The 24725-nt window shown below is 72.0% G+C and carries 23 protein-coding genes and 1 pseudogene; 15 read left to right on the top strand and 9 right to left on the bottom strand.

Features of this window, described 5'->3' with window-relative positions; all coding sequences use genetic code 11:
* Positions 1-25 precede the first annotated feature (25 nt).
* From ACZ5SK_RS04390 to ACZ5SK_RS04365, 6 genes are read left to right on the top strand one after another with little or no spacing between them, the layout of a single operon-like run.
* Positions 26-1279 carry a DUF4910 domain-containing protein gene (locus tag ACZ5SK_RS04390; protein WP_334583798.1) on the top strand — a complete coding sequence of 418 codons (1254 nt, stop codon included), beginning with the start codon at positions 26-28 and terminating at the stop codon, positions 1277-1279.
* On the top strand, positions 1276-2583 hold the full coding sequence (locus tag ACZ5SK_RS04385) for an MATE family efflux transporter (protein WP_334582752.1): 1308 nt from the start codon (positions 1276-1278) through the stop codon (positions 2581-2583). Before ACZ5SK_RS04390 ends, ACZ5SK_RS04385 begins: the two co-directional genes overlap by 4 nt.
* Positions 2580-3527 (top strand): glycosyltransferase family 2 protein, encoded by a 948-nt coding sequence (locus ACZ5SK_RS04380; RefSeq protein WP_334582753.1) that lies wholly within the window; start codon positions 2580-2582, stop codon positions 3525-3527. The genes ACZ5SK_RS04385 and ACZ5SK_RS04380 overlap by 4 nt, the downstream gene beginning before the upstream one ends.
* Complete coding sequence (locus tag ACZ5SK_RS04375) at positions 3524-4762, top strand: polysaccharide pyruvyl transferase family protein (protein ID WP_334582754.1); 1239 nt, start codon at positions 3524-3526, stop codon at positions 4760-4762. Before ACZ5SK_RS04380 ends, ACZ5SK_RS04375 begins: the two co-directional genes overlap by 4 nt.
* Complete coding sequence (gene rfbC, locus ACZ5SK_RS04370) at positions 4759-5304, top strand: dTDP-4-dehydrorhamnose 3,5-epimerase (RefSeq protein ID WP_334582755.1); 546 nt, start codon at positions 4759-4761, stop codon at positions 5302-5304. Before ACZ5SK_RS04375 ends, rfbC begins: the two co-directional genes overlap by 4 nt.
* Before the next feature lie 15 nt (positions 5305-5319).
* A complete protein-coding gene (locus ACZ5SK_RS04365) occupies positions 5320-6654 on the top strand; it encodes a glutamate-1-semialdehyde 2,1-aminomutase (protein WP_334582756.1) in 1335 nt (444 codons plus the stop codon).
* A gap of 37 nt (positions 6655-6691) precedes the next feature.
* On the opposite strand, the gene ACZ5SK_RS04360 is transcribed toward ACZ5SK_RS04365, so the two are convergent.
* Positions 6692-7420 (bottom strand): phosphatase PAP2 family protein, encoded by a 729-nt coding sequence (locus ACZ5SK_RS04360; RefSeq protein WP_334582757.1) that lies wholly within the window; start codon positions 7418-7420, stop codon positions 6692-6694.
* A gap of 256 nt (positions 7421-7676) precedes the next feature.
* Here ACZ5SK_RS04360 and ACZ5SK_RS04355 point away from each other — a divergent pair, with 256 nt between their 5' ends.
* Positions 7677-8468 (top strand): COG4705 family protein, encoded by a 792-nt coding sequence (locus tag ACZ5SK_RS04355; RefSeq protein WP_457493768.1) that lies wholly within the window; start codon positions 7677-7679, stop codon positions 8466-8468.
* Positions 8469-8488: 20 nt separating this feature from the next.
* Here ACZ5SK_RS04355 and ACZ5SK_RS04350 read toward each other — a convergent pair whose 3' ends face one another.
* The 5 genes and pseudogenes from ACZ5SK_RS04350 to ACZ5SK_RS04330 all read right to left on the bottom strand — a co-directional run bounded on the left by ACZ5SK_RS04350 (position 8489) and on the right by ACZ5SK_RS04330 (position 12489).
* Positions 8489-9868: a HAMP domain-containing sensor histidine kinase gene (locus ACZ5SK_RS04350; RefSeq protein ID WP_361704067.1), complete on the bottom strand. Its 1380-nt coding sequence runs from the start codon at positions 9866-9868 to the stop codon at positions 8489-8491.
* Positions 9865-10528: pseudogene (locus tag ACZ5SK_RS04345) on the bottom strand (response regulator transcription factor). The gene ACZ5SK_RS04350 and the pseudogene ACZ5SK_RS04345 overlap by 4 nt, the downstream one beginning before the upstream one ends.
* The gene (locus ACZ5SK_RS04340) at positions 10482-11213 is read right to left on the bottom strand and encodes a phosphatase PAP2 family protein (RefSeq protein ID WP_334582761.1); all 732 of its coding nucleotides are present in this window, start codon (positions 11211-11213) and stop codon (positions 10482-10484) included. Before ACZ5SK_RS04340 ends, ACZ5SK_RS04345 begins: the two are co-directional and overlap by 47 nt.
* Positions 11210-11818: a phosphatase PAP2 family protein gene (locus ACZ5SK_RS04335; RefSeq protein ID WP_334582762.1), complete on the bottom strand. Its 609-nt coding sequence runs from the start codon at positions 11816-11818 to the stop codon at positions 11210-11212. Before ACZ5SK_RS04335 ends, ACZ5SK_RS04340 begins: the two co-directional genes overlap by 4 nt.
* Positions 11815-12489 carry a DedA family protein gene (locus ACZ5SK_RS04330; protein WP_334582763.1) on the bottom strand — a complete coding sequence of 225 codons (675 nt, stop codon included), beginning with the start codon at positions 12487-12489 and terminating at the stop codon, positions 11815-11817. The genes ACZ5SK_RS04335 and ACZ5SK_RS04330 overlap by 4 nt, the downstream gene beginning before the upstream one ends.
* A gap of 169 nt (positions 12490-12658) precedes the next feature.
* Here ACZ5SK_RS04330 and ACZ5SK_RS04325 point away from each other — a divergent pair, with 169 nt between their 5' ends.
* The 6 genes from ACZ5SK_RS04325 to ACZ5SK_RS04300 all read left to right on the top strand — a co-directional run bounded on the left by ACZ5SK_RS04325 (position 12659) and on the right by ACZ5SK_RS04300 (position 17894).
* Positions 12659-13030 carry a BlaI/MecI/CopY family transcriptional regulator gene (locus ACZ5SK_RS04325; RefSeq protein ID WP_079663999.1) on the top strand — a complete coding sequence of 124 codons (372 nt, stop codon included), beginning with the start codon at positions 12659-12661 and terminating at the stop codon, positions 13028-13030.
* The gene (locus tag ACZ5SK_RS04320) at positions 13027-13956 is read left to right on the top strand and encodes a M48 family metalloprotease (RefSeq protein ID WP_468156175.1); all 930 of its coding nucleotides are present in this window, start codon (positions 13027-13029) and stop codon (positions 13954-13956) included. The genes ACZ5SK_RS04325 and ACZ5SK_RS04320 overlap by 4 nt, the downstream gene beginning before the upstream one ends.
* Before the next feature lie 183 nt (positions 13957-14139).
* On the top strand, positions 14140-15078 hold the full coding sequence (locus ACZ5SK_RS04315; protein ID WP_334582765.1) for an ABC transporter ATP-binding protein: 939 nt from the start codon (positions 14140-14142) through the stop codon (positions 15076-15078).
* The gene (locus ACZ5SK_RS04310; RefSeq protein ID WP_361704076.1) at positions 15075-15914 is read left to right on the top strand and encodes an ABC transporter permease; all 840 of its coding nucleotides are present in this window, start codon (positions 15075-15077) and stop codon (positions 15912-15914) included. Before ACZ5SK_RS04315 ends, ACZ5SK_RS04310 begins: the two co-directional genes overlap by 4 nt.
* A 58-nt stretch (positions 15915-15972) precedes the next feature.
* Entirely contained in the window at positions 15973-17229 is a 1257-nt protein-coding gene (locus tag ACZ5SK_RS04305) for a sensor histidine kinase (protein WP_334583799.1), read from the top strand.
* A complete protein-coding gene (locus tag ACZ5SK_RS04300; RefSeq protein ID WP_334582767.1) occupies positions 17226-17894 on the top strand; it encodes a response regulator transcription factor in 669 nt (222 codons plus the stop codon). The genes ACZ5SK_RS04305 and ACZ5SK_RS04300 overlap by 4 nt, the downstream gene beginning before the upstream one ends.
* Positions 17895-18084: 190 nt before the next feature.
* On the opposite strand, the gene ACZ5SK_RS04295 is transcribed toward ACZ5SK_RS04300, so the two are convergent.
* A complete protein-coding gene (locus ACZ5SK_RS04295; protein ID WP_334583800.1) occupies positions 18085-19197 on the bottom strand; it encodes a sensor histidine kinase in 1113 nt (370 codons plus the stop codon).
* Positions 19198-19270: 73 nt separating this feature from the next.
* A complete protein-coding gene (locus ACZ5SK_RS04290) occupies positions 19271-19957 on the bottom strand; it encodes a response regulator transcription factor (RefSeq protein ID WP_334582768.1) in 687 nt (228 codons plus the stop codon).
* Positions 19958-20229: 272 nt separating this feature from the next.
* Here ACZ5SK_RS04290 and ACZ5SK_RS04285 point away from each other — a divergent pair, with 272 nt between their 5' ends.
* A complete protein-coding gene (locus tag ACZ5SK_RS04285; protein WP_361704079.1) occupies positions 20230-21333 on the top strand; it encodes an endonuclease/exonuclease/phosphatase family protein in 1104 nt (367 codons plus the stop codon).
* Between the two features lie 117 nt (positions 21334-21450).
* Positions 21451-22533, top strand: coding sequence for a YihY/virulence factor BrkB family protein (locus ACZ5SK_RS04280; protein WP_468575304.1), 1083 nt, complete (start codon positions 21451-21453; stop codon positions 22531-22533).
* Between the two features lie 268 nt (positions 22534-22801).
* Here the strand turns inward: ACZ5SK_RS04280 and ACZ5SK_RS04275 are convergent, their stop codons facing one another.
* Positions 22802-24457 carry an NAD-dependent malic enzyme gene (locus ACZ5SK_RS04275; RefSeq protein WP_468575303.1) on the bottom strand — a complete coding sequence of 552 codons (1656 nt, stop codon included), beginning with the start codon at positions 24455-24457 and terminating at the stop codon, positions 22802-22804.
* Positions 24458-24725 lie beyond the last annotated feature (268 nt).

Genomic DNA, 24725 nt, shown 5'->3' with positions numbered 1-24725 from the left:
TGTAAAAAAGGGTGCCGGCGACGAGATGTACGCCCTGGTGGAGCGGCTGTACCCGCTGTGCCGGAGCATCACCGGCGACGGGGTGCGCGCCACCCTGGACATCGTCGGCGAGTACGTCCCGCTGCAGATGCACGAGGTGCCGACCGGGACCCAGGTCCTCGACTGGACGGTGCCGCAGGAGTGGAACATCCGCGACGCGTACATCGCCGACGCCGCGGGCCACCGGGTCGTCGACTTCGCCGCGTCCAGCCTGCACGTGCTCGGCTACAGCGTGCCGGTGTCGGCGACCATGCCGCTCACCGAACTGCGTGAACACCTGCACACCCTGCCCGACCACCCGTCCTGGGTGCCGTACCGCACCAGCTACTACCAGCCGGAGTGGGGGTTCTGCCTGGCCCAGGACACCCTGGACGCGATGCCGGACGGCGCGTACGAGGTGCGCATCGACTCCACGCTCGCCGACGGCCATCTCACCTACGCCGAGCATGTGGTTCCCGGGCAGGTCGCCGACGAGGTGATCGTCTCCTGCCACACCTGCCACCCGGCGCTCGCGAACGACAACATGGCCGGCGTGGCGGTGGCGACGTACCTGGCCCGGGCGCTGGCCGAGGAAACGCCGTACTACACCTACCGGTTCATCTTCGCGCCCGGCACCATCGGGGCGATCACCTGGCTGGCCCGCAACGCGGCGCGGGTGGAGCGGGTCAAGCACGGGCTGGTGCTGGCCTGCGCCGGCGACCCGGGCAGCCTGACGTACAAGCAGAGCAGACGCGGCGACGCCGAGATCGACAAGGTGCTGCGGCACGTGCTGGCCGTCTCCGAACGTCCGCACCAGATCAACGAGTTCACCCCGTACGGCTACGACGAGCGGCAGTACTGCTCGCCCGGGTTCGACCTCGGCGTCGGCTCGCTCACCCGGACCCCGTACGCGGGCTACCCCGAGTACCACACCTCGGCGGACAACCTGGACTTCGTCTCCCCGGAGGCGATGGCCGACACCCTCGCGGTCTGCCGCGAGGCGTTCGCCGTCCTCGACCGCAACCGGCGCTACGTCAACCTCAGTCCCTACGGCGAACCACAGCTGGGACGGCGCGGGTTGTACGACGCGCTCGGTGGGCGCAGCGACACCAAGCAGGCCCAGATGGCCATGCTCTGGGTGCTCAGCCTCTCCGACGGCGAGCACGGTCTGCTGGACGTCGCCGAGCGGTCCGGGCTGCCGTTCGACGCCGTGGCCGCAGCGGCCGACGCCCTGCACGAGGCAGGGCTGATCAAGACATGACGTCCATGCCCGTCGAGGGGGAGAGTTCCCGGACAACGGCGCCGCCGGCCCGATCCGCCAAGCGGGCCCTGGTCGGCCGGCTGTCCTGGGGACTGGCCGACCAGGCGGCCTCCAGCATCAGCAACTTCGCGGTGGGCATCTACGTGGCCCGCTCGCTGGGGGTCACCGCGTTCGGTGTGTTCAGCCTGGCCTGGGTGACCTACGGCGTGGTGCTGAACGTCTCCCGGGGCCTGGCGACCGACCCGCTCGTGGTGCGCTTCAGCGGCGTGCCGGAGGCGTCCTGGCGCGGGGCGGTGGTCCGGTCGTCGGGTACCGCGTTCGGCGTGGGTACCGCCATCGGTGTGGTGTCTGTGGCGGCCGGGCTGGGTCTCGGCGGCCGGCTGGGGCCCGCGTTCGTCTGCCTGGGCGTCATGCTGCCGGGGCTGCTGCTGCAGGACGCCTGGCGGTTCTCGTTCTTCGCCGCGGGCAACGGGCGCAAGGCTTTCGTCAACGACGTCGTGTGGTGTGTGGCGCTCGTCCCGGCCATGGTGCTGGCGGCCCGCGTGGGCACCGTTGCCGCCTTCGTCCTCGCCTGGGGCGCGTCCGCCGCGGTGGCCGCCGCGTACGGCTGCCTCCAGTCCGGCATCCGGCCCCGGATGACCGAGGCGCGCGGGTGGCTGCGCGAGCAGCGCGATCTCGGCTACCGGTATCTCGTCGAGAACGTCAGCCTCAGCGGTGCGAGCCAACTGCGGGCCTACGGGCTCGGCGCGATCGTCGGGCTCGGCGCGGTGGGCGCGGTGCGGGGTGCCGAGCTCCTGATGGGCCCCTTCCTCGCCGTGCTGATGGGACTGTCCCTGGTCACCGTCCCGGAGGCGGCACGGGTGCTGCGGCAGGCCCCACACCGCCTCGGCAGGTTCTGTCTCCTGCTGGGCGGCGGGCAGGCCACCGCCGCGCTGCTCTGGGGCGGTTCGCTGCTGCTGCTGCCGAACCGGCTCGGTGAGCTGGCGCTCGGCAGCGTCTGGCACTCGGCCTCGCAGCTCCTGCTGCCGATCACCTTCAGCGTCGCGGGCGCCGGCCTCGGCACCGGCGCGGCGGCCGGGCTGCGCGCCCTCGGTGCCGCCAAGCGCAGCCTGCGCTCCCAGCTGTTCGCCTCCGTCTGCTACGTCGGCGGCGGCCTCGGCGGAGCGGCCCTCGCCGGCACGGTCGGCTCGGCCTGGGGCGTAGCCGCGGCCACCGTCGGCGGCTCGGCCGTGTGGTGGCTGCAACTGCGCTTCGCCCTGCGCGAGCGCCACCCCAACTCCGTTCCCGAAGTGAGGACTTCATGACCTCCCAACCCAGGCTGACGATCGGCCTGCCCGTCTACAACGGCGAGGAGTACCTGGCCGAGTCGCTCGACGCCCTGCTCGGCCAGACCTACGAGGACTTCGAGCTGGTCATCTCCGACAACGCCTCCGCCGACGGGACCGAGGACATCTGCCGCAAGTACGCCGCGCAGGACTCCCGCATCCGCTACCTCCGGCTGCCCCGGAACATCGGCGCCACGCCGAACCACAACCGGGTGTTCGCCGAGTGCCGCGGCGAGCTCTTCAAGTGGGCTTCGCACGACGACCTCTACGCCCGCGACCTGCTGCGCCGCTGCATCGAGGCGCTGGACGAGCGGCCGGACGTCATCCTCGCCCACGCCGACCAGGCGGTCATCGACGAGAACGGCCAGGTGAAGGTCCCCTACGAGTACACCCTCGCCACCGGCTCACCGCACGCGCCGGAGCGCTTCCGCAGCATGCTGTTCGAGCCCGGCGGCGACGACTTCTACGGCGTGATCCGGGCCGACGCACTGCGCCGGGTCACGCCGATGGACAGCTACCACCACGCGGACCGCACCTTCGTCGCCGAGATCGCCCTGCACGGGCCCTTCCACCAGGTGCCGGAGCTGCTGTACTTCCGCCGCGACCACCCCACCCGCGCCGAGCGGGCGAACCCGTCCAAGCGCTCCCGGTGCGTCAACCTGGACCCGCGCCGGGCAGGCCCGCTGCACCCGACGCCCCGGCTGCTCGCCGAGTACGTCTGGGGCTTCGTCGCGGCGATCCGGCGGGCGCCGTTGTCCCCGGCCGACCGGCGCGCCTGCTACCGCCACCTGGCCGCATGGATGACCAGCCGGGTCCGGCCGGGCGCCGGCGAGCGGGTCGAGGACCGCGCCCCGGTCGACCCGGCCCTGCTCACCGTCTCCGTCGACGCACTCGTCGCCGGCCGTGAAGGGAGGCAGGCATGACGTCCACGGAGCAGACCCCGGTGCGCGTCGGGGTGTTCGGTCTGCTCGGCTCCGGCAACCTCGGCAACGACGGGTCGCTGGAAGCCGTACTCGGCTACCTCCGCACCGAGCATCCGGACGCGAGCGTGGACGCGCTGTGCGGCGGACCCGAGGCGGTGACCGCCAAGTTCGGGATCCCCGCGACGCGGCTGCACTGGAACCGCGCGGAGTACCGGACCGCGTCCCGTGCGGGCGCGGTCGCGTCGAAGGGACTCGGCAAACTCGTCGACGCTTTCCGCACCGCCGCCTGGGTCCGCCGGCACGACGTGGTCATCGTGCCGGGCATGGGCGTCCTGGAGGCCACCCTGCCGCTGCGGCCGTGGGGCTTCCCCTACTCGCTCTTCCTGCTCAGCGCGAGCGGACGGCTGCTGGGCACCCGGGTCGCCCTGGTCAGCGTCGGCGCCGCCGAGATCCAGAGCCGCCCGACCCGGGCCCTGGTGCGCTGGTCGGCACGGCTCGCCGCGTACCGGTCGTACCGGGACACCCAGTCCCGCGACGCGATGCGCGCGATGGGCGTGGACACCGCCCGCGACGAGGTCTACCCCGACCTCGCGTTCTCCCTGCCGACGCCACCGGCGAGCGCGCCCACCGCCGCGCCGGGTCCCGTCTGCCTCGGCGTCATGGACTTCCACGGCGGCAACGACGACCGCGCCCGTGCCGACGAGATATTCCGGCGCTACCTCGACGGGACGATCACGTTCGTCCGCGCGCTCGTCGAGGAGGGCAGACCGGTCCGGCTCCTCACCGGCGACCAGTGCGATCTGTCGGTGGTCGCCGCGATCCTCGACGCCGTCGACTCACCGCTGGTCACCGCGGCCGAACCGGCCTCACTGGCCGACCTGATGAACGAGATGGCGGCCGCCGACACCGTGGTGGCCGTGCGCTACCACAACCTGATCTGCGCGCTGAAGACCGGAACGCCCGTGCTCGCCCTGTGCTACGCGGCGAAGAGCAACGCGCTCATGGACCGGATGGGCCTCGGCGCGTACTGCCACCCGGCACGCGAGGTCGACGCCGACCGGCTGCTCGAGCAGTTCCGGGACCTGGAGAAACACGCGGCGGAGGTACGGCAGACCCTCACCGAGCGAAACCGGGTCGCCGCACAGCAACTCGCCCAGCAGTTCACCGCCTTGACCACGACCCTGTTCCCGACGACCGACCACGAGCAGGCCCACGCCCGGCAGGAGGCTCCATGAAAGCGATCGAAGTCCCGGAGATCGCCGGCGCGTACCTGTTCGAGCCGACGCCGTACGCCGACGAACGCGGCTTCTTCTGCCGCACCTTCGACGCCGATGTCGTCCGCTCGGTGGGCCTCGACCCGCACGCCTTCGTCCAGGACAGCGTGTCCCGCTCGGTCCGGGGTGTGCTGCGCGGCCTGCACCTGCGCTCCGGCGCCGGCGAGGCCAAGCTGGTGCGGTGCTCGTACGGGCAGATCTTCGACGTCGTCGTGGACCTGCGGCCGCACTCGCCGACGTACCTGGGCCGGGCCTTCTTCGAGCTGTCCGGCGAGACGCAGCAGACCGTGTACATCCCGGCGGGATGCGCGCACGGCTTCCAGGCTCTTACCGAAATCGCGGACACCTCTTACCGTATCGACCGTCAGCACGATCCGTCCGAGGACGTGACGATCGCCTTCGACGACCCGGAGCTCGCCATTCCCTGGCCGCTGCCGGTCACATCGATGTCCCAGCGGGACCGCGAGGCGCCGAGCCTCGCCGAGGTCCTGAAGCAACAGTAGAAAGTTGAGGTCGGTGTGGACACCGTAGACACCGCGGAACTCCTCCTGCCCCGGTCGCGGAGCGCGAACGAGCGGCTGCACGCCATGATCCCCGGGGGCGCGCACACCTACGCCAAGGGCGACGACCAGTACCCCGAGCACGTGGCCCCGGTCATCAGCCACGGCCACGGAGCCCACGTGTGGGACGTCGACGGCAACAGCTACATCGAGTACGGCTCCGGTCTGCGGTCGGTCAGCCTCGGCCACGCCCACCCACGCGTGATCGAGGCGGTGCGCAGGCAACTCGACCGCGGCAGCAACTTCGTCCGGCCGTCCATCGTGGAGGTCGAAGCCGCGGAACTGTTCCTGGCGACGGTGCCCACCGCCGAGATGGTGAAGTTCGCGAAGAACGGCTCCGACGCCACCACCGCCGCGGTGCGCCTCGCCCGCGCCGCCACCGGGCGCCCGCGGGTGGCTCTCTGCGCCGACCATCCCTTCTTCTCCGTCGACGACTGGTTCATCGGCACCACCCCGATGTCCGCCGGCATTCCGGCGGCGACCAACGAGCTCACCGTGTCCTTCCCCTACGGTGACCTGGCCGCCACGGAGGCACTGCTCACCCGGTACCAGGGCGAGGTCGCCTGCCTGATCCTCGAACCCGCCACCCACACCGAGCCGCCGCCCGGGTACCTCGCCGGCCTGCGCGAACTCGCCGACCGGCACGGCTGCGTACTGATCTTCGATGAGATGATCACCGGTCTGCGCTGGTCCGAGGCGGGCGCCCAGGGCCTGTACGGCGTCGTCCCCGACCTCTCCACCTTCGGCAAGGCGCTGGGCAACGGGTTCGCCGTCTCCGCGCTGGCCGGGCGCCGCGAGCTGATGGAGCGGGGCGGGCTGCGTCACTCCGGCGAGCGGGTGTTCCTGCTGTCCACCACGCACGGGGCGGAGACGCACTCCCTGGCAGCCGCGATGGCCGTGCTCACCACCTACGTCGAAGAGGGCGTCACCGCGCGGCTGCACGCCCTCGGCGAGCGGTTGGCGGCCGGTGTCCGCGACGCCGCGGCCGCCATGGGCGTCGGCGACCACCTCGTCGTCCGGGGCCGGGCCAGCAACCTGGTCTTCGCCACCCTCGACGAGAACCTCCAGCCGTCACAGCGGTACCGCACGCTGTTCCTGCGCCGGCTTCTCGCGGGCGGGGTGCTGGCCCCGTCGTTCGTGGTGAGCAGCGCGCTCGACGACGCCGACATCGATCACACCGTCGACGTGGTGGCCCAGGCGTGTGCGGTGTACCGGAAGGCACTTGACTCGGCCGACCCCACCCCCTGGCTGGCCGGGCGGCCTGTGCAACCCGTGTTCCGGCGCTTGGCGTGACATGACGTGCCGTGCCGTGCCGTGACATGACGTGACGTCAGCGGCGTTCTGGCTGACGGGCGTCGGCGGTCCGGTCGATCAGCCACGCGGTCGCCGGGATCACCGCCAGCGCGGTGCACCAGCCGGCGAGGACGTCGGTCGGGTAGTGCGCGCCCAGGGCGACCTGCGCCCAGCCCATGGCGGCGCCGGCGACCAGCGCCGCGGCGAGAACGAGTGACGTGCCGGCCGTCCTGGCGAGGCCGAGCCGGCCGGTCGCGGGCAGGGCCACCACGAGGGCGAGCGAGGTGAGGAAGGCGGTGTGCCCGCTCGGATAGGACAGGTTGTCGTCGCCGTGGATGGTGCGTCCCACCACGTGCTTGAGCAGCGTCGTCGTCCCCACGGTCAGGGCGGGGCCGGCGACGACGAGCACCGCCGCGCGATGACGCCGAAGCAGCAGGCAGCCCGCCACGACGGCCGTGACAAGCATCGCCGATCCGGCGGGCTCCCCCAGGAAGTCCAGGACCAGGGCGACGCGCCTCCAGGGCGGCCGCACACTGTCCGCCGTCGGCTGGACGATCCACCGGTCCACTCTGCCGGGCTCGCCGTGGCCGGCGTACACGATCCCGAGCACGACGACCACCAGCGCGGCGAGCGCCGCGATCGGTCCGAGCCATGCGCGCAGCGACCGGGGCAGCACCGGGGGCGCCGACCGGCCGGTCCCCCGCCCACCGCGTCCGGTCCCCACGGTGCTTCGGTCGCCGGCTGCCGCTGCAACCCTGCGATGCATCTCCCCCTCCTGCACCAACTGAGCCGGACCGGCCGTCACCCTGGCCAAGAACGTCGGAATCAGTCTCTGTTCGCCACCCTAACCAACTGAACTGGGCCCAGTACACCCGTCGCGCGCCCGTGACCAGCTCTTCGGCCATCGTGTTCAGGTTGCTTTCAGGCCTGGACGGGCCTCGGGCAACGAAGGCACCAGAGGCGCCAAAACTCTGGCAAAGGGGTCTGGGGCAAGCGGCGGGCACCGTGCCATCGTGCCTGCCATGACGACTGATCACCTCACTCACGACCGGCATGCGCGCCACGCCCGACACACAGCGAGCAAGGTGCCGGAGGTGACCGTCTACTTCTGGATCATCAAGGTGCTGACGACGGGCATGGGCGAGACGGCCTCCGACTTTCTCGCCCATCTGCTCGGCCCTGTCCCCGCTGTCGGCGTCGGCGGCGTCGCCCTGGCGGCCGCTCTGGTGGTGCAGTTCGCCGTCCGCCGGTACGTGGCCTGGATCTACTGGACGGCGATCGTCATGGTCAGCGTGTTCGGCACGATGGCCGCCGACGTCCTGCACGTCGGCCTCGGTGTGCCGTACACGCTGTCGACGCCGTTCTTCATGGTGGCGCTGGCCGCCGTCTTCGCCCTCTGGTACCGCAGCGAACGCACCCTGTCCATCCACAGCATCCACACCCGGCGCCGCGAGACCTTCTACTGGGCCGCGGTGCTGGCCACCTTCGCGTTGGGCACTGCCGCGGGCGACCTCACCGCCACGATCGGCCTCGGCTACCTGGGTTCCGCGGTGCTGTACGCCGTCGCGATCGCCGTACCGGCCGTCGCTCACCGAGGGGGGAGCCTGAACGCGGTGACCGCCTTCTGGACCGCGTACGTCATCACCCGCCCGCTGGGGGCCTCCGTCGCCGACTGGATGGCCGTCGGCCACGACCGAGGCGGACTCGACCTGGGTCTGGGGCCGGTCACGCTGTCCTGGACGGTGGCCATCCTCGGCTTCGTCGGCTATCTGGCGGCCTCTCACAAGGACGTCCGGCATGACGTCATGCCGTGAGGGGCCGAGCGCGGCCGACGTCACCCGGCGGGCAGGCTGACCACGAACCGCGCCCCGGGTGTATGCCCGGGGTCGTACGCCACCTCGCCGCCGACGGAGCGGGCCAGGCGTCGCGCCAGCGGCAGCCCCAGGCCCGCTCCCCCGTGGCCGTCGCCGGGATCCGCACGTCGACCGGGCTCGAAGAGCTGTCCGACGAACGAGGGCGGTACGCCGGGACCGTCGTCGACGACGTCGACACGCACGCCGTCGGGTGTGCGGCAGGCGCCAACGGTGACGCCGGCGCGGGCGTAGCGGCAGGCGTTGGCGAGGAGCGGGCTGACGATGCGTTCGAGGAGGGCGGGTGGGACCCCGGCCGTCAGAGGTGCGCTGTCGGTGGTGACCGTCAAGTGGGGCGGCACGTCCAGGAGTTCGGCGAGGCGGTGCAGCGTGGGCAGGATGTCGGCGGTGCCCGGAGCGGTGACTGTGCCGCCCCGGGCGTCGTCCAGGAGGGTGTCGCAGATGGTCCGCATGGACTCGGCGGCATCCGCGATGACCTTGTGGGCGGCGCGGGTCTCGTCCGCCGTGCGCGGGCGGGTCTGCCACCAGTCGAGTTCGGCGATGATCCGGCTCAGCGGGGTACGCAGCTCGTGCGAGAGCTCGCCGGTGAGCTGCCGCTCGTAGCGCAGAAGGGTGCGGATGCGGTCCAGCATGGAGTCCAGCGACGTACCGAGGCGGGCGAGTTCGGCCGGGTGGCGCATCTGGCCGAAGCGTTCTTCGGAGGCGACGGCGCTCCACTGGATGGCCTGGTCGGTCATAGTGCGGACGGGCCGCAGCGCGCGGCCGACCGCCAGCCGGGTCAGGGCGTAGGTGCAGGCGAGCATCACGGCGTCCAGGGCGAGCGAGCCCAGGAGCAGCGTGTCGGCCGAACTCCGGTAGGGGGAGAGGTCGAGTGCCGTGACCACCGTGGCCTCGCTCTTCTCCCCGGACACCGGCTGCGAGCACAGCCGGAGGGGGCCGTGGACGTCGGCGGTGACGCAGTGCCGCCCGCCGCGCCCGGCGAGCGCGTCGGCGACGCGGGTCAGGGGGCCGGCGTTCGGCGGCTCTTCCAGCAGGCGTCGGCCGGTGTAGATCCAGACGTTGGTGTCGAGGAGTTCGTCGTGGGACGTTTCCAGGACGCGTACCGTCGTGCCGCTGGTGTCGACGGTCGTCGCGACGGCGGCGGCGCGGGTGCGCAGTTCGTCGTCCGCCTGGTGCTGGAGGCGGTGGCCGGCCACGGCGTTGAAGGCGACGGTGAGGACCAGCATCAGCAGCGTGGCCGTGGTGAGGGCCACCAGGGAGAGCCGGCCGCGCAGTGTGCGGGGCGCCGGCCGGTGGCGCAGGGCGGTCGTGGCGGGCCGCGGCTGGTGGCGGATACCGCTCATGACAGACGGTGGCCGATCCCGCGGGCCGTGCCGATCGTGCGGTCGCTGCCCGCCTCGCGCAGCTTGTGGCGCAGTCGGGTCAGGTACTGGTCGAGGGTGTTGTCGTGGACCTGGGCGCCCTCGGGCCAGCCTGCCCTGACCAGCTCGCGGCGGCGCACGGTGCCGCCGGAGGCCGCCATGAGCACGGCCAGGAGACGGAACTCGGTCGGGGTCAGATCGACCCGGTTTCCTCGGACGCTGACCATGTGCCGGACGGCGTCCAGTACCAGGTCTCCGGTCGTGGCGGCAGGTGGCGGCGCGGCCCGTTTCAGGGCTGCCCGCAGGCGGGCCGCGAGTTCGGTGAGGTGGAACGGCTTGGTGAGGTAGTCGTCGCCGCCGGCCGAGAACCCGGCGAGCCGGTCGGGCAGCCGGTGATGGGCGGTCAGGAAGATGACCGGGGAGAGGAATCCGTTCGCGCGCATCGCCTGGCACACGTCCCGCCCGTCGGCGTCGGGCAGCCCGATGTCGAGCACGGCGGCACAGATGTCGGCGGTGGCCAGCCGCAGGGGCGGTGGCGCCGTCCGGCGCGGGCACGGTGTCGAAGTCCTCCTCGCGCAGCCCGCGCATCAGCACGTCACGCAGGTCGTGATCGTCCTCGACCACCAGGATCGTCCGGCGCATGGCCCTCCTTCTGTGCTCGTGCCGTGTCCGTCGTAGGAGGGGTCGAGCGCTCGGGCAGGCGGCGGGCCACGGCGCACAGGCACACTCCCAGCCAGCCGAGCGCGAACAGCCAGCCGCCGGCGACGTCGGTGAACCAGTGCACCCCGAGGTAGACGCGGGTCAGTCCGACCAGCGCGCCCCAGCCGCCGATGACCAGCGCGAGCAGGGTCGCGCCCCGTGGGGCGCGCACTCGGACGGCGATGATCAGCAGCCCCGCGGTGAGGGCCGCCGTGGTGGTGTGACCGGACGGGAACGCCCATCCCGAGGCATGCGTCTCCCAGTCCGTCAGGGGTGGCCGCGGCCGCGCGACGAGCGTCATCACCGCGTACCGCAGCGCCTGGCCCCCTGCGAGGCAGGCCAGACAGAGCGCGACGGCGAGCGCGCGCTGCCGGAGGGTGCGTCCCGCGATGATTCCGGCCAGCGCGGCCAGCGCGAACGGGATGAGGCCCGTCCCGGTGGCGGTCAGCCCGCGGGCGAACGCCACCGCCACGTCGGGGCGGTGGCCGACGGACCACGACAGCAGGTCGGCGTCCGCGAACAGCGGCCCGCCGTCGTGGCCCGCCACGACCACGGTCAGTACGCCGAACGCCGCCCATGCGCCGAGGCCGCAGCTGCCGGCCAGTTCGGCGACGTCGCCGCGCTTCATGACGCCGCCACCAGCAGCGGACGCAGGCGGGTGGCCGTGAGCCGCAGGGCCGCGGCCTCAGCACGCCTGCGCAGTGCCGACATGACGAGCAGGGCGGTCAGCGCGCCCACCACGACCCCTGCCAGCACGTCGTGGGGGTAGTGTGCGCCGACCCAGACCCGTGAGGCCGCCATCGCGCAGGCGGCCACCGCGGCGAGGGCGCCGAGCCGACGGGAGACGAAGAGCAGGCCGACGGCAGCGGCCGCGGCGATGGCCGCGTGGTTGCTGGGGAAGGACCAGTCGCCCGGCGCGGGACACGCCTCCAGCGTCGCCGCCCGTAGGCTCTGACATGGCCGGTCCTCTCGCACCAGAAGCTTCAGCACCGCATCCGCCGCGTAGGCGACGACCACGGCGAACGGCACGGCGAGCGCCGTCACGGACGCGGTGGCTCCCGCCCGCCGGGCGCGCCACCAGCCGATCGTCATGAGCGCCGCGAACAGGGCGAGTCCGTACGTCGACCACGCCGACGCCGTGTCGTCCAGCCACGCGGGAGCGTGCCGGGCGAGGTTCACCACATCGGTGTAGGCCGAGCCGTCGACCGACGAGCCGTCGAGGGCGAGGATCATCCGCGTGCCTCCTCGGCCTTCGCCCGCGCGTCACGGCGTGAGCGGTACGCCTCGGCGGCGAGCGGAATCAGCGACAGGGCCACGATCACCGCGACGATCGGCAGCAGATACCGGTCCACGTTCGGCACGGAGGAGCCCAGCGCGTATCCCGCCAGCGTGAGACCGAGGCTCCACACCAGCCCGCCCGCCACCTGCCACCCGGTGAACGTCCGCACCGGCACCCGCAGGGCGCCCGCCATCGGGTTCAGGACGGTGCGCACCACCGGGACGAAGCGGGCCAGCACGATCGCCTTCGCGTATCCGTAGCGCTCCAGAAGCTCCTCCGCGCGCTGCGCCCCCTCGTGCAGACGGGCCGAGCGGCTGCGGGCGAGCAGGGCGCCGCCCGCTCTTCGGCCCAGGAGATATCCGCACTGGGCGCCCGCCAGCGCCCCCACCGCCGCGGCGACCAGCAGCGGGGCGAGGGAGAGTCTCAGGCCGCGGTCGGCGGAGCCGGTGCACAGCAGACCGGCCGTGAACAGCAGCGAGTCGCCCGGCAGGAAGAAGCCGATCAACAGGCCGGTCTCGGCGAACAGCACCACACCCACGCCCAGCACGCCGAAGGCGGACAGCAACGACCGGGCGTCCAGCACATTGACGGCGAGCTGCGACGATAGGTGCATGGCTGTGGTCATCGTCGAGAGCCCTTTCGTCGTTCGACCTTCGTCGTTCGTCCTTCGGCGTTCGACCTTCGTCCCGGCCGTCGGACGCTGGGAACGCCCGGCATGGCGGCGCCGACAACTGACTACAATCCTGTAGACGGTCTACTGCACTGTAGACGATGGCGGAGTGAGGAACGTTCCCATGACCGACGCGAGGGACGAGAGACGGCCGGCCGGCGAGCTCGAAGCCGCCGTCATGGCCGCGCTGTGGGCCGCCGGGGTCCCCCTCACGCCCGGGCGGCTGCAGACCGAACTCGGCTTCGGCCTGGCCCGCACGACGGTGGCGACGATACTGACCCGGCTGCACGAGAAGGGCGCCGTCAGCCGCGAGCGGCAGGGGCGCGGCTACGCCTACTCCCCCGTGCAGGACGCTCCCGGCCTGACCGCCCGGCGCATGCACACCGAACTCGACCGCGACACCGACCGGGAGACGGTCCTGGCCCGCTTCGTCGCCCAGCTCAGCCCCGGCGACGAACAGCATCTGCGCCGGCTCCTGGAGAGTGACGAGCGATGACCGCCCTGCTGCTCGTCCCGCTGGTCCTGCCCTTCCTCGCACCCGTGCTGGCCCGCCGGACCCTCGACCGCCTCGCCCCCGCCACCGCGCTGTGGGTGCTCACCGCCTCGGCCCTGGCACTGGCGGGAACCTGCGTCGCCGCCCTCGGCGCCCTGGTGCTCACCGGACTGCTCAAGCTCCCTGCCTTCGCCGCCCTCGGCGAGCTCGTCCACCCCCTGCGGACCCCCTCGGACCATTTCGTCCTCCCCGCGGCCGTGGCGGCCACCGGAGTGCTCACCCTCAGCGTCTGGACCCTGGTGCGCTCCGCGTTCCGGCAGACCCGCGCCTGGCGTACCGCCCGGACTCAGGCCGACCGCCGCCCCACCGCCGGCGACCTGTGCGTCGTCGACTCGCCCCACCCGGACGCGTACGCCCTGCCCGGGCGGCCCCACCGCATCGTCGTCACCACGGCGATGCTGCGCAGCCTCGGCTCCGCCGAGCGCGAGGCCCTCTTCGCCCATGAACGCGCCCACAACCGGGCCTGCCACCACTACTTCCTGGCCGCGGCCGAACTCGCGGCGCACTGCCACCCCGCCCTGCGCACTGCCCGCGAGACCATCCGGCTCGCCGCGGAGCGGGCCGCCGACGAGGCCGCCGCCACCGCCGTCGGCGACCGGCGCCTGATCGCCACGGCCATCGCCCGCGCCGCCCTCGCCGGCCACGCCTCCCCCTCCGACCGCCCGGACTTCGCACCCGCGGCGACGACCGGCCCCGTGCCGCAGCGCGTCGCCGCCCTCCTGCGGCCCGTCGAGGGGCGTTCGCGCGCCCGGCGTTTCACCGCGTTCCTCCTCGTGGCCTGCACGGTCCTGTCCGTCGCCGCCGGAACGGCCGGCGTGGCCGACTTCCACCACGAGGTCGAGATCGCCCAGGGCGAGGACGGCCCGTGACCGGCCCGGCCCGCGGGCGGCTCCGCCGAGAGGGCGCGTAGCGAGAGAGCACGTAGTACCGGGGTACTACGCGCCCGGCGCGGTTCAGCCTCCCGGTACCACCGGATCGGGGTGATTCGCCTCTTAGCGTTGCGGGTGAGGCGTCGGAGGTGAGGACGCCCGAGCCCGACAGGGAGAACGCGAATGATCGACGCACAGCGGTTGACCAAGAGGTACGGGGAGAAGACGGCCGTGGACGGGCTGGACTTCGTCGTGAAGCCCGGCACCGTGACCGGCTTCCTGGGGCCCAACGGCGCGGGCAAGTCCACGACCATGCGCATGATCGTCGGCCTCGACGCTCCCACCAGCGGCTCCGTCACCGTCAACGGCCAGCCCTACGCCCACCACCGGGCGCCGTTGCAGGAGGTCGGCGCGCTGTTGGAGGCGAAGTCGATCCACCCGGGCCGCTCGGCGTACAACCACCTCAGGGCCCTCGCGCTGACCCACGGCATTCCGGGTCGCCGGGTCGACGAGGTCATCGACCTCGCGGGCCTCGGCAGCGTGGCGAAGAAGCGGGCCGGCGCGTTCTCCCTCGGTATGGGGCAGCGGCTGGGCATCGCCGCGGCGCTGCTGGGCGATCCGCAGACGGTGATGCTGGACGAGCCGGTCAACGGGCTGGACCCGGAGGGTGTGCTCTGGATCCGCAACCTGCTCAAGGGGCTCGCCGACGAGGGCCGGACGGTGTTCGTGTCCTCGCACCTGATGAGCGAGATGGCGCTGGTCGCGGACCATTTGATCGTCGTGGGGCGCGGGCGGCTGCTGGCCGACACCACCGTGGCGGACCTGATCCGCGAGGCGGGCGGGGACTCGGTGAGCGTCGTGACACAGGACCCGGCGCGGCTGCGGGACGTACTGGCGGGGCCGGGCGTCGACGTCACCGGCCGGATCGGCTCCGAGGAACTCCAGGTGACCGGGCTGACCGCCCGCGAGATCGGGCTGAAGGCCGCCGAGCACGGGATCGCGCTGTTCGGGCTGAGCGCGCGGACCGTGTCACTGGAGGAGGCGTTCATGGACCTGACCAGGGACGCCGTGGAGTACCACGGCTCCACGACCACGATCGAGACCCTTGAGAGGCCCGCATGAGCACCCTCACCGCAACAGCCGAGGAACCCCGCACCACCCCTGCCCGCCCCGTCTACCGGGTGACCGGACGGCGCGTGCTGACCTCGGAGTGGGCCAAGCTGTGGTCGCTGCGTTCGACGTGGATCACCCTGGGCCTCGGGCTGCTCTTCCTCGTCGCCTTCGGGCTGATCGCGTCGAGCCGCTACAAGTCGGGGATCGACTCGGGCAACATCGACAAGGACTTCGCCGACTCGACGGCCGTCAGCCTGTCCCTGTTCGGTACGAACTTCGCCCAGCTGGCCCTGGGCGTGCTCGGCGTCCTGGTCACGGCGGGCGAGTACTCGACCGGCATGATCCGCTCGACGCTCGCGGCGGTACCCCGGCGGCTGCCCGTGCTGTGGTCCAAGGCAGCGGTGTTCGGACTGGTCGCGCTGGCCGTGGGGACCCTCGGCGCGTTCGTCGCCTTCCTGATCGGGAGCGGAATCGTCTCGGGCACGCCCGCTGCCATGAGCCTCTCGCACGCCGGTGTCCTGCGGAGCCTGCTGGGCGCAGGGCTCTACCTCGGCCTGGTCGGCGTGATCGGCGCCGCCCTGGGCGCGCTGCTGCGGTCGGTGGCCGGGGGGATCTCGGTGCTGGTCGCCGCCCTGATGCTGATCCCGGGGCTCATCTCCCTGCTGCCGAGCTCCTGGCAGGACGACATCAGCCCCTACCTGCCGTCCAACGCGGGTGAGTCGATGTTCGCGCTGACCCACGACTCGACGGCCCTGTCGCCGGGCGCCGGACTGCTGGTCTTCCTGTGCTGGACGGCGCTCGCGCTGGGCGGCGCGGCGTACCGGCTCGTGCGCAGCGACGTCTGATCGCCCTCACCATGGGCAGGTGACCACCTTGACGACCGCCACCGACGACATCGGCGGGATGGGACCGCTGGTCGCCCGGCTCGGCCGGGCCGGCCAGCGGCTGCGGCACGCGGACCGAGCGCATCCGTGGGTGCTGGACACCACGGTGGTGGTGCTGGTCTTCCTGCTGTTCTGCCTGCCGGATCTGCTGCACGGGGGCGCCGGGGACGGCGACGCCCCACGCCGGTTCAGACTCGCCTTCACCCGGCTTTCCCCGCCTGCCATGCTGGCCCTGCAGGCCGGTCTCGTGCTGCCGCTGCTGTGGCGGCGGCGCAGGCCCATGGCGGCCTTCGCCACCGTCGCGGCCGTGTTCGTCCTGCAGTGGTCGCTCGGCGCCGCGCTGCGCGCGGACATCTCCCTGTTCATCGCCCTGTACAGCCTGGCCCTGCACGGGCGGCTGCGGCAGCTGCCGTGGGCCTGCGGGGCCATGGCGGCCGGCATGGTGCTGGTCGCGGTGCGCGCCTCGGCGGCGGTGTCCGTCGGGGACGCGCTGTTCTTCCTGCTGAGCACGGCGACCGCGGCCCTGGCGCTCGGGCTGATGGTGCGGATCCGCCGGGCCCAGCTCGCGGGGCTGCGGGACCGGGCGGCCCGCCTGGAGATCGAACGCGACCAGCGCAGCAGACTCGCGGCCGCCACCGAACGCACCCGTGTCGCACGCGAGATGCACGACATCGTCGGCCACAACCTGGCTGTGATGATCACTCTCGCCGACGCAGGCGCGTACGCCACCGACACCGCGCCCGAACGCGGCAAGGAGGCCCTGCAACTGATCGGCGACACCGGCCGGACGGCCCTCGGTGAACTGCGGCGCGTGCTGGGCGTCCTGCGGGAGACGTCGGACGTCCCGGACAAGGTCCCGGACCTCAGTCCGCAGCCCGGCGTCGGGGACGTCGAGGCGCTGTGCGAGGGTGTGCGCACCGTCGGCCTGGAGGTCGTCTACCGGACCGTCGGCGACGTCGAGGCCCTGGACAGCGGGGTACAGCTGACGGTCTACCGCATCGTCCAGGAAGCCCTCACCAACACCCTGAAGCACGCCGCCGGCGACACCCGGGTGCATCTGGCGATCCTCGTCGAGGACCGTCGGCTGAACATCTGGGTCCACGACACCGGCCCGGCCACCCGGCCCGGGCCTGCGAACGAGGAAGGACACGGCCTGGTGGGCATGCGGGAACGAGCGGCGCTGTACGGAGGCACCGTCAGCGCGGGGCCGACGAGCGGTGGAGGATGGAGCGTCGAGGCCGTCCTCGACCTCACGCCCCAGGGCGGTGACCGATGACCAGCGTGCTCATCGTGGACGACCAGCCGCTGCAACGCTACGGCTTCCACCTGCTCCTGGACTCCGTCGCCGAGACCGACGTCGTTGGGGAGGCCGCGCACGGCGCCGAGGCCGTCCGCAAGGCCGCCGAACTGCGCCCGGACGTCGTCCTGATGGACGTCCGGATGCCGGGCATGGACGGCATCGAGGCCACCCGGCGCATCGTCGCCGCCGGTGGCCGCTCGCGGGTGCTCGTGCTCACCACCTTCGACCTCGACGAATACGTCCACGCCGCTCTCCGCGCCGGCGCCAGCGGCTTCCTCCTCAAGGACGCGCGCCCCGAGGAGCTCCTCGCCGGAATCCGCGCGGTCGCCTCCGGCGACGCCGTCATCGCCCCCGCCCTCACCCGCCGCCTCCTGGAGGAGTACGCCCGCTACGTGCCCACGCACCGCGCGGACTCCGTCGAGAACCCGGGACTCGCCTCACTCACCGACCGCGAGCGCGAGATCCTCGTCGCCGTCGGCAAGGGCTGGACCAACGGTGAGATCGCCGCCCGGTTCGTCCTGTCCGAGTCGACCGTCAAGACCCACGTCGGCCGCGTCCTGGCCAAGATCGGAGCCCGTGACCGCATCCAGGCCGTGATCTTCGCCTACGACCAGGGGCTCGCCCGGCCCAGCGTGGACTGAACCACGCTCTGCGGCGCCGGGTGACGACCCGGCTCGCGGCCGTCCTGTTCGCCGTGGCCACCGCCGCCGTGGCGGTCACGCACGTCGCGCTGGGCCAACGGTGACGCGCAAGGACGTCGCGGACCCGGATGCGCGGAGCAGCTGACCCGCGACGGAGCGTTCGGGCAGCCGCGGTGCCGGGTGCGTTTCTTCATCTGTCGGTGTGCGGGGCTGTCGTGGGCAGTTCCACGGTGATGCGGAGCCCGCCGGCCGGGCGCGGGGTGAGGGTGAGCGTTCCGTCGTGGGCGTGGGTGATGGTCCTGACGATGGCCAGGCCGAGGCCGACGCCTGCGTGGTCGGTGTGTACGCGCTCGGTGCCGCGCCGGAAGGGTTCGGTGAAGGTCGAGGCCAGCTCCGGGGTGACCTTCTCGCCGGTGTTCTCGACAGTGAGCACCACCGTGTCGGGGTGCACGCTCGTGTCGACCCACACGGTGCCCTCTTCGGGCCGGTTGTGGACGATCGCGTTGTGCACGAGGTTCGTGGTCAGCTGCAGCAGGAGCGCCGGCGATCCGATCGTGGGGGCGATGTCGCCGCGGTTGTCGATGGTGACGCCCTGCTTTTCCGCGAGGGGGAGGAGTGTTTCGGTGGCTTCTTCCGCCATGAGGGACAGGTCGACGCGTTCCCGCGTGAAGGACCGCTGATCGGCTCGGCTGAGCAGAAGCAGTGCCTCGGTGAGGTCGATCGCCCGGGTGTTGACGGCGTGGAGGCGGTCGATGACTTCGCGGGTGTCGCACGTCGGGTCGGTGCGGGCCACGTCGATGAGGGTCTTCGAGACGGCCAGCGGGGTGCGCAGCTCGTGCGAGGCGTTGGCTGCGAATCTCCGCTGTTCGGCGACGTGTGCTTCGAGCCGCGCGAGCATCGTGTCGAAGGCGTCGGCGAGTTCGCGGAACTCGTCGTTGCGGCCCGGCAGCCGGATCCGGTGAGAGAGTGATCCGCTCGTCGCCGTGCGTGTGGCGTCGGTGATGCGGGTCAGTGGGGCCAGCATGCGGCCGGCGAGGATCCACCCTCCCACGAGGCCGAACACCAGCAGGAACGCCAACACCGCGGCTGCCCTCGGAGCGAAAACGGCCAGGAGGGCGGACCGGACGGGAAAAACATCGCTCGTGGGTCTGTCAGCGGCGTTGATGAGCATCGCCCGGTTGGGGACGTAACGCAGGAGGAACACCCATACGGCGGCCAGCAGCAGGGCGCCGGCCAGCATGAGGAACCCGGCATAGCTGAGGGTGAGTTTGACGCGAACGCTCACCCCGGACGCCCTGTCCATGCCCGCCTTCCTCGTCTCCTCCGCCTCCTTCGCCTCCTTCGCCTTCCTCTCCTCCCTCGCCTCCTTCATCTCCCTAATCTCCCTCATCTCCGGCCGTCGGCTGGGTGTCGATGCGGTAGCCGACGCCCGGCACGGTGGCGATGATCCAGGGTTCGCCGAGGCGCTTGCGCAGTGCCGAGACGGTGATGCGCACGGCGTTGGTGAACGGGTCGGCGTTCTCGTCCCACGCGCGCTCCAGGAGCTCCTCGGCGCTGATCACCCCTCCCTCGGCGGCGACGAGGACGTCGAGCACGGCGAACTGCTTCCTGGTCAGGGCGACGTAGCGGCCGTCCCGGTAGACCTCTCTGCGGAACGGGTCCAGGCGCAGGCCCGCGATCTCCCGTACGGGCGGTCTGTTGTGGGCACGCCTGCGGTCGAGTGCTCTGAGCCGCAGCACGAGTTCGCGCAGTTCGAAGGGTTTCGTGAGGTAGTCGTCGGCGCCGAGTTCGAACCCGGTGGTCTTGTCGTCGAGACGGTCGGCGGCGGTGAGCATGAGGATCGGCATGCCGCTGCCGGAGGCGACGATGCGTTTGGCGATCTCGTCGCCGGACGGTCCGGGGATGTCGCGGTCGAGGACGGCGATGTCGTAGGCGTTGATGCTCAGCAACCCCAGGGCGGTGCCGCCGTCACCTGCGATGTCGGCCGCGATCGCTTCCAGGCGCAGACCGTCGCGGATGGCTTCTGCCAGATAGGGCTCGTCCTCGACGATCAGCACACGCATGCCGTTCAGGCTACGAGGCTGCGCATATCGTCCGCGTATCGAAATCCGCATACGGGCCGGCAACACGGCGCCGCCTTGACTGGCGGCATGAATCGAACACCACTGTCGGCACGACCAGGGAACCGCCGGATGCGGCGGCCCGTGGCGGTCGGCCCGACAGCCGTCACATCAGTGATCACCGCCGCCGTCAGCCATCAGGCACGGCCCTCGGTCGATCGTGGGGGCCGGTGCGGGCATGCCGACCCCACCCAGGACCCGAGGACGCGGCAGTGATGGGCGGTGAGCGAGCGCAGACGGTGGCGCCGGTGGACACGGCGCAGACGGAGCAGGCCGGCGCCGGCCTCCTGGCCACCGGCGCCGGCGGCCGGCGCGCGGGCATCCGCCGCCTGATCCGTGCCGCCTCCCGGCCGGGGCCCTGGAAGCGCGGCCCGGTCCTCGCGGCGCTGGCGCTGCTGCTCGGGCTGCTCATGCTGCTGCACGCGAAGATCCCGAACCGGATCGGGAACCTCGGCAGCCTGGTGGAGACCTTCCTGCCGTGGTTCGGTCTGTTCGTCCCGGTGCTGCTGGCCGGGGCGCTGTGGCGCCGCTCCGCCTCCGCGGTGACCGCGCTGCTGCTGCCGGTCGTGGTGTGGCTGAACCTCTTCGGCGGACTGCTCGGCGACAAGTCCCACCCGGGCAGCGACCTCACCGTTGTCAGCCACAACGTCGGCGCCGACAATCCCGACCCGGCCGGCACCGCTCGCGACCTGGCCGCCTCCGGCGCCGACGTGCTGGCCCTGGTGGAGCTGACCGAGCAGGCCAGGGGGACGTACGAGAAGGAGCTGGCGACGGCGTACCCGTACCACGCCGTGCAGGGCACGGTCGGGCTGTGGAGCAAGCTGCCGCTGTCGGACACCCGGCCGGTCGACATCGCGCAGGACGTCGGACCGCTGGCGGACACCAAGCCGATCGAGGTCAAGTTGGCCTCCAGCCGGGCGCTGCGCACCACGGTGGTCACGGATCAGGGGCCGCTGGCGGTGTATGTGGCCCACCTGGGGTCGGTACGGGTGAATCCCAGGGTGGGCTTCTGGACGGACTCGCGGGACAGAAACGCGAAGGCGCTCGGCAAGGCCATCGCCGCCGAGCGGAACGAGCGGGTGGTGCTGCTCGGCGACCTCAACGGCACGATGGACGACCGCGCGTTCGACGGCATCACCTCGCGGCTGCGCTCGGCCCAGGACGTGGCCGGGGACGGCTTCGGCTTCAGTTGGCCGGCGAAGTTCCCGGTGGCGCGGATCGACCAGATCCTTGTCAGGGGCGTGGAGCCGGACAGCTCGTGGGTGCTGCCGGCCACCGGCAGCGACCACCTGCCGGTGGCGGCCGGAATCAGCTGGTGAGGCACCGCGAGGCCACCACGGTGACACCTCGGTGACCGCTCCACGAACGCCCGATATAGCACGTATTCATGCCATGTGTTCACGCATGGGAGGAGCAGCGGCGGATACCCGGGCGGAATGGTACGGACACTGAAGCCGCACAGACGGCACGGCGAGCGCGTCGCGGCCGACGGCGGGGGCGGCACCGGGCAGGCCGCACGGTCCGCGGCCGGGCCGGACGAGCAGGTCGAGCGGCGGGCCCCGGAGAAGCCGACGGACCTGCCCAAACGCTCCTGGAGAGCGGTGCTGAAAGGCACCCTCAAGGAGTTCAGGAAGGACGAGTTGGCCGACCGGGCCGCGGCGTTGACCTACTACTCGATCCTGGCGCTGTTCCCCGCCCTGCTCACGCTGGTGTCGCTGCTGGGGATCGTCGGACAGTCGGCCACGCAGGCGGTCCTGGACAACATCCGCAAGCTCGCCCCGGGTGCGGCCCAGGACATCCTGCGCAATGCCGTGCACCAGATGCAGGGCAAGGGCGGACTCGGCTCGGTCATGGCGATCGTGGGTCTGGTCCTGGCGGTGTGGTCGGCGTCCGGTTATGTCGCCGCGTTCATCCGCAGCGCCAACGCGGTCTACGACATCCCCGAGGGCCGCCCGGTCTGGAAAGTGCTGCCGGTGCGGGTCGGCGTGACCGTGCTGCTGATGGTGATGGCTGTGATCAGTGCGCTGATCGTCGTGTTCACCGGCGGCCTGGCCCGGCAGCTCGGCGCCGCGCTCGGGGTCGGTGACACGGCGCTGACCGTGTGGTCCATCGCGAAGTGGCCGGTGCTGGTGGTTCTGGTGACGGTGATGATCGCCGTCCTGTACTGGGCCACCCCCAACGCACGGGTCCGCGGCTTTCGCTGGATCACGCCGGGCAGCTGCCTGGCACTGCTGATCTGGATGATCGCCTCGGCCGGGTTCGCGCTGTACGTGGCGAACTTCGGCTCGTACAACAAGACCTACGGCGCTCTCGCCGGTGTGATCATCTTCCTGGTGTGGCTGTGGATCACCAACCTGGCGATCCTGCTCGGCCTGGAGTTCGACGCGGAGCTGGTGCGTCAGCGGGCCGTCGCCGGGGGCCTTCCGGCCGACGAGGAGCCGTACGTCCAGCCGCGCGACACCCGGGCATGGGACGAGGAGGACCGCCGTCGCCTCGGGCCCGACACCCGCTCCCGGTGACCGAGCGGGGACCGGTCGCCTCCGGGTAGCGGTTGCGCGGACTGGTCAGCGACCGTGAACTGGCGGGCCCGCGCGATGGCCGAGGGCGGCGATCCCGCGTCCGGGGCGCGGTCAGAGATGCCTGGCTTGGAACCGGTGCCCCGGGGTAATCGGGCCATGTCGGCGGGGAAGCGGCGGAACGCCTGGGGAGGTCTACGCCGCTCCCCCGCCCCCTTGCCGTCAGCGCCCCCTTGCGATCAGCCCCCCTTGCCGTCAGCCACCCTTGCGGTCAGTGGTACTCGGGCTGCCACATGGTGTCCTGGATCTGCTGGATGACGTCGTCGAGGCGGGCCGTCGCGACGTCCTCCTCGGCGGCGCGGCGGGCAACGGCCGCGGCGACCACGGCCGAGGAGGTGCGCAGGTTCCGCACCTCCGGCAGCAGGGCGGCGCCAGGCTGCGACAGGTCGGCGAGGCCGGCGACGGCTTCCGCCGCGGCCTGGAGCATGCCGTCGGTGATCCGCTCGGCGCGGGCCACCACGGCCCCCAGCCCCAGCCCCGGGTAGACGAGCGCGTTGTTGGCCTGGCCGATGACATGGGTCGTGCCGTCCAGGTCCACCGGAGGTACCGGGATGCCGGTGGCGACCAGTGCTTTGCCGTCGGTCCACCGCAGCACGTCCTGCGGCATGGCCTCGATCCTCTCCGTGGGGTTGGACAACGGCAGGACGACCGGCCGCTCCACGTGGCGGGCCATGGAACGCACCACGTCCTCGGTGAAGGCCCCGTGCCGGGTGGAGGTTCCCACCAGCACGGTGGGCCGCACCCGGTCGACCACGCCGGGCAGGTCGTCCGGCCTGCCGTCGGGCCACTCGTCGTCGGGCCGCGCATACGGCTGCTGGTAGTCGCGGAGCCCCTCGGTGGACTGCCGCAACAGGCCCTGGCGGTCCACGCACCAGATGCGGCTGGTGGCTTCCTCGTGGTCCAGTCCGTCGCGGACCATGGCGTCGCGCAGCTGGTCGGCGATGCCCACACCGGCCGTCCCCGCGCCGAAGACCACGATCCGCTGGTCCCGCAGGGGCGTGCCGGAGACCCGTGCCGCGTTCAGGACGCAGGCCAGCGTGATCGCGCCGGTGCCCTGGAGGTCGTCGTTGAAGGTGCAGAGCTTCTCGCCGTACCGCTCAAGGAGCCGGCGGCCGTTGCCGGGGCCGAAGTCCTCCCAGTGCAGCAGCGCGTGCGGGAACAGCTCGCCGACCGCCTCCACGAAAGCGGCGACGAACCCGTCGTACGCCTCCCCGCGCACCCTGTTGTGCCGGTTGCCGACGTACAGCGGGTCGTTGAGCAGCGCCTGGTTCCCGGTGCCGACGTCGAGCATCACCGCCACGGCCCGCCCCGGGTGGATACCCGCGGCGGCGGTGTAGACCGCCAGCTTGCCGACGGAGAGCTGCATGCCGCCGACACCCCAGTCACCGATGCCGAGGAGCTGCTCCCCGTCGGTCGCCACCACCAGGTCGACGTCGTCGGGTCCCAGCCCGAGCGCCTGGAAGGCGGGACGGACGTCCTGCGGGCGGTCGACGGACAGGTAGACACCGCGCGGCCGGCGGTATTCGTGGCTGTACCGCTTGACCGCCTCGCCCACGGTCGGGTCGTACACGATCGGCAGCAGCTCGGGGAGGTGGTCGCAGAGCAGCCGGAAGTAGAGGACCTCATTGCGGTCGTGGAGCTGCTCCAGATACACGTTCCTGGCCACGTCGTCCGGCTGGGCCCGCAGTTGCTCCCACGCCCGTCGCGCCTGGAGTTCCAGGGGCAGCACCCCGGGCGGCAGCATCCCGACCAGGCCGTGCCGTTCCCGCTCCTGCTCCTGCTCCTGCTGGGTGAAGGCGACACCCTTGTTGCTCAACGGGTCCGCGAGCAGCGCCCGGCCACTCGGTCCCCCGCGCCTGTGGACCATGGGATCTCCTCACGTCGGCCGCGGCGCCTGCCGTCAGGACTCGTTCGTCACCTCGCCCCCAGGTACCCCTCCCACCCGGACACACGCTACGGGCGGCGAAGAGAAGCCTGAGACGACGATGCCGTCGGACAGGGGCGGACTCCTCGACGGCGGTGGGCCGGCGATCCACCTCTTGACATGCGGTGGTACGGCTGGATTACTTGACCATGTCGCTGACCGAATGTTCGGTCGGTTCCCGGGGCGGTGGAAGGTGACGCGGCCCTCTGGC

The sequence above is a fragment of the Streptomyces sp. NPDC031474 genome, from assembly GCF_055581185.1.
The sequence above is the reverse complement of the archived record's forward strand: the minus strand, read 5'-3'. Positions and strand labels throughout refer to the sequence as shown.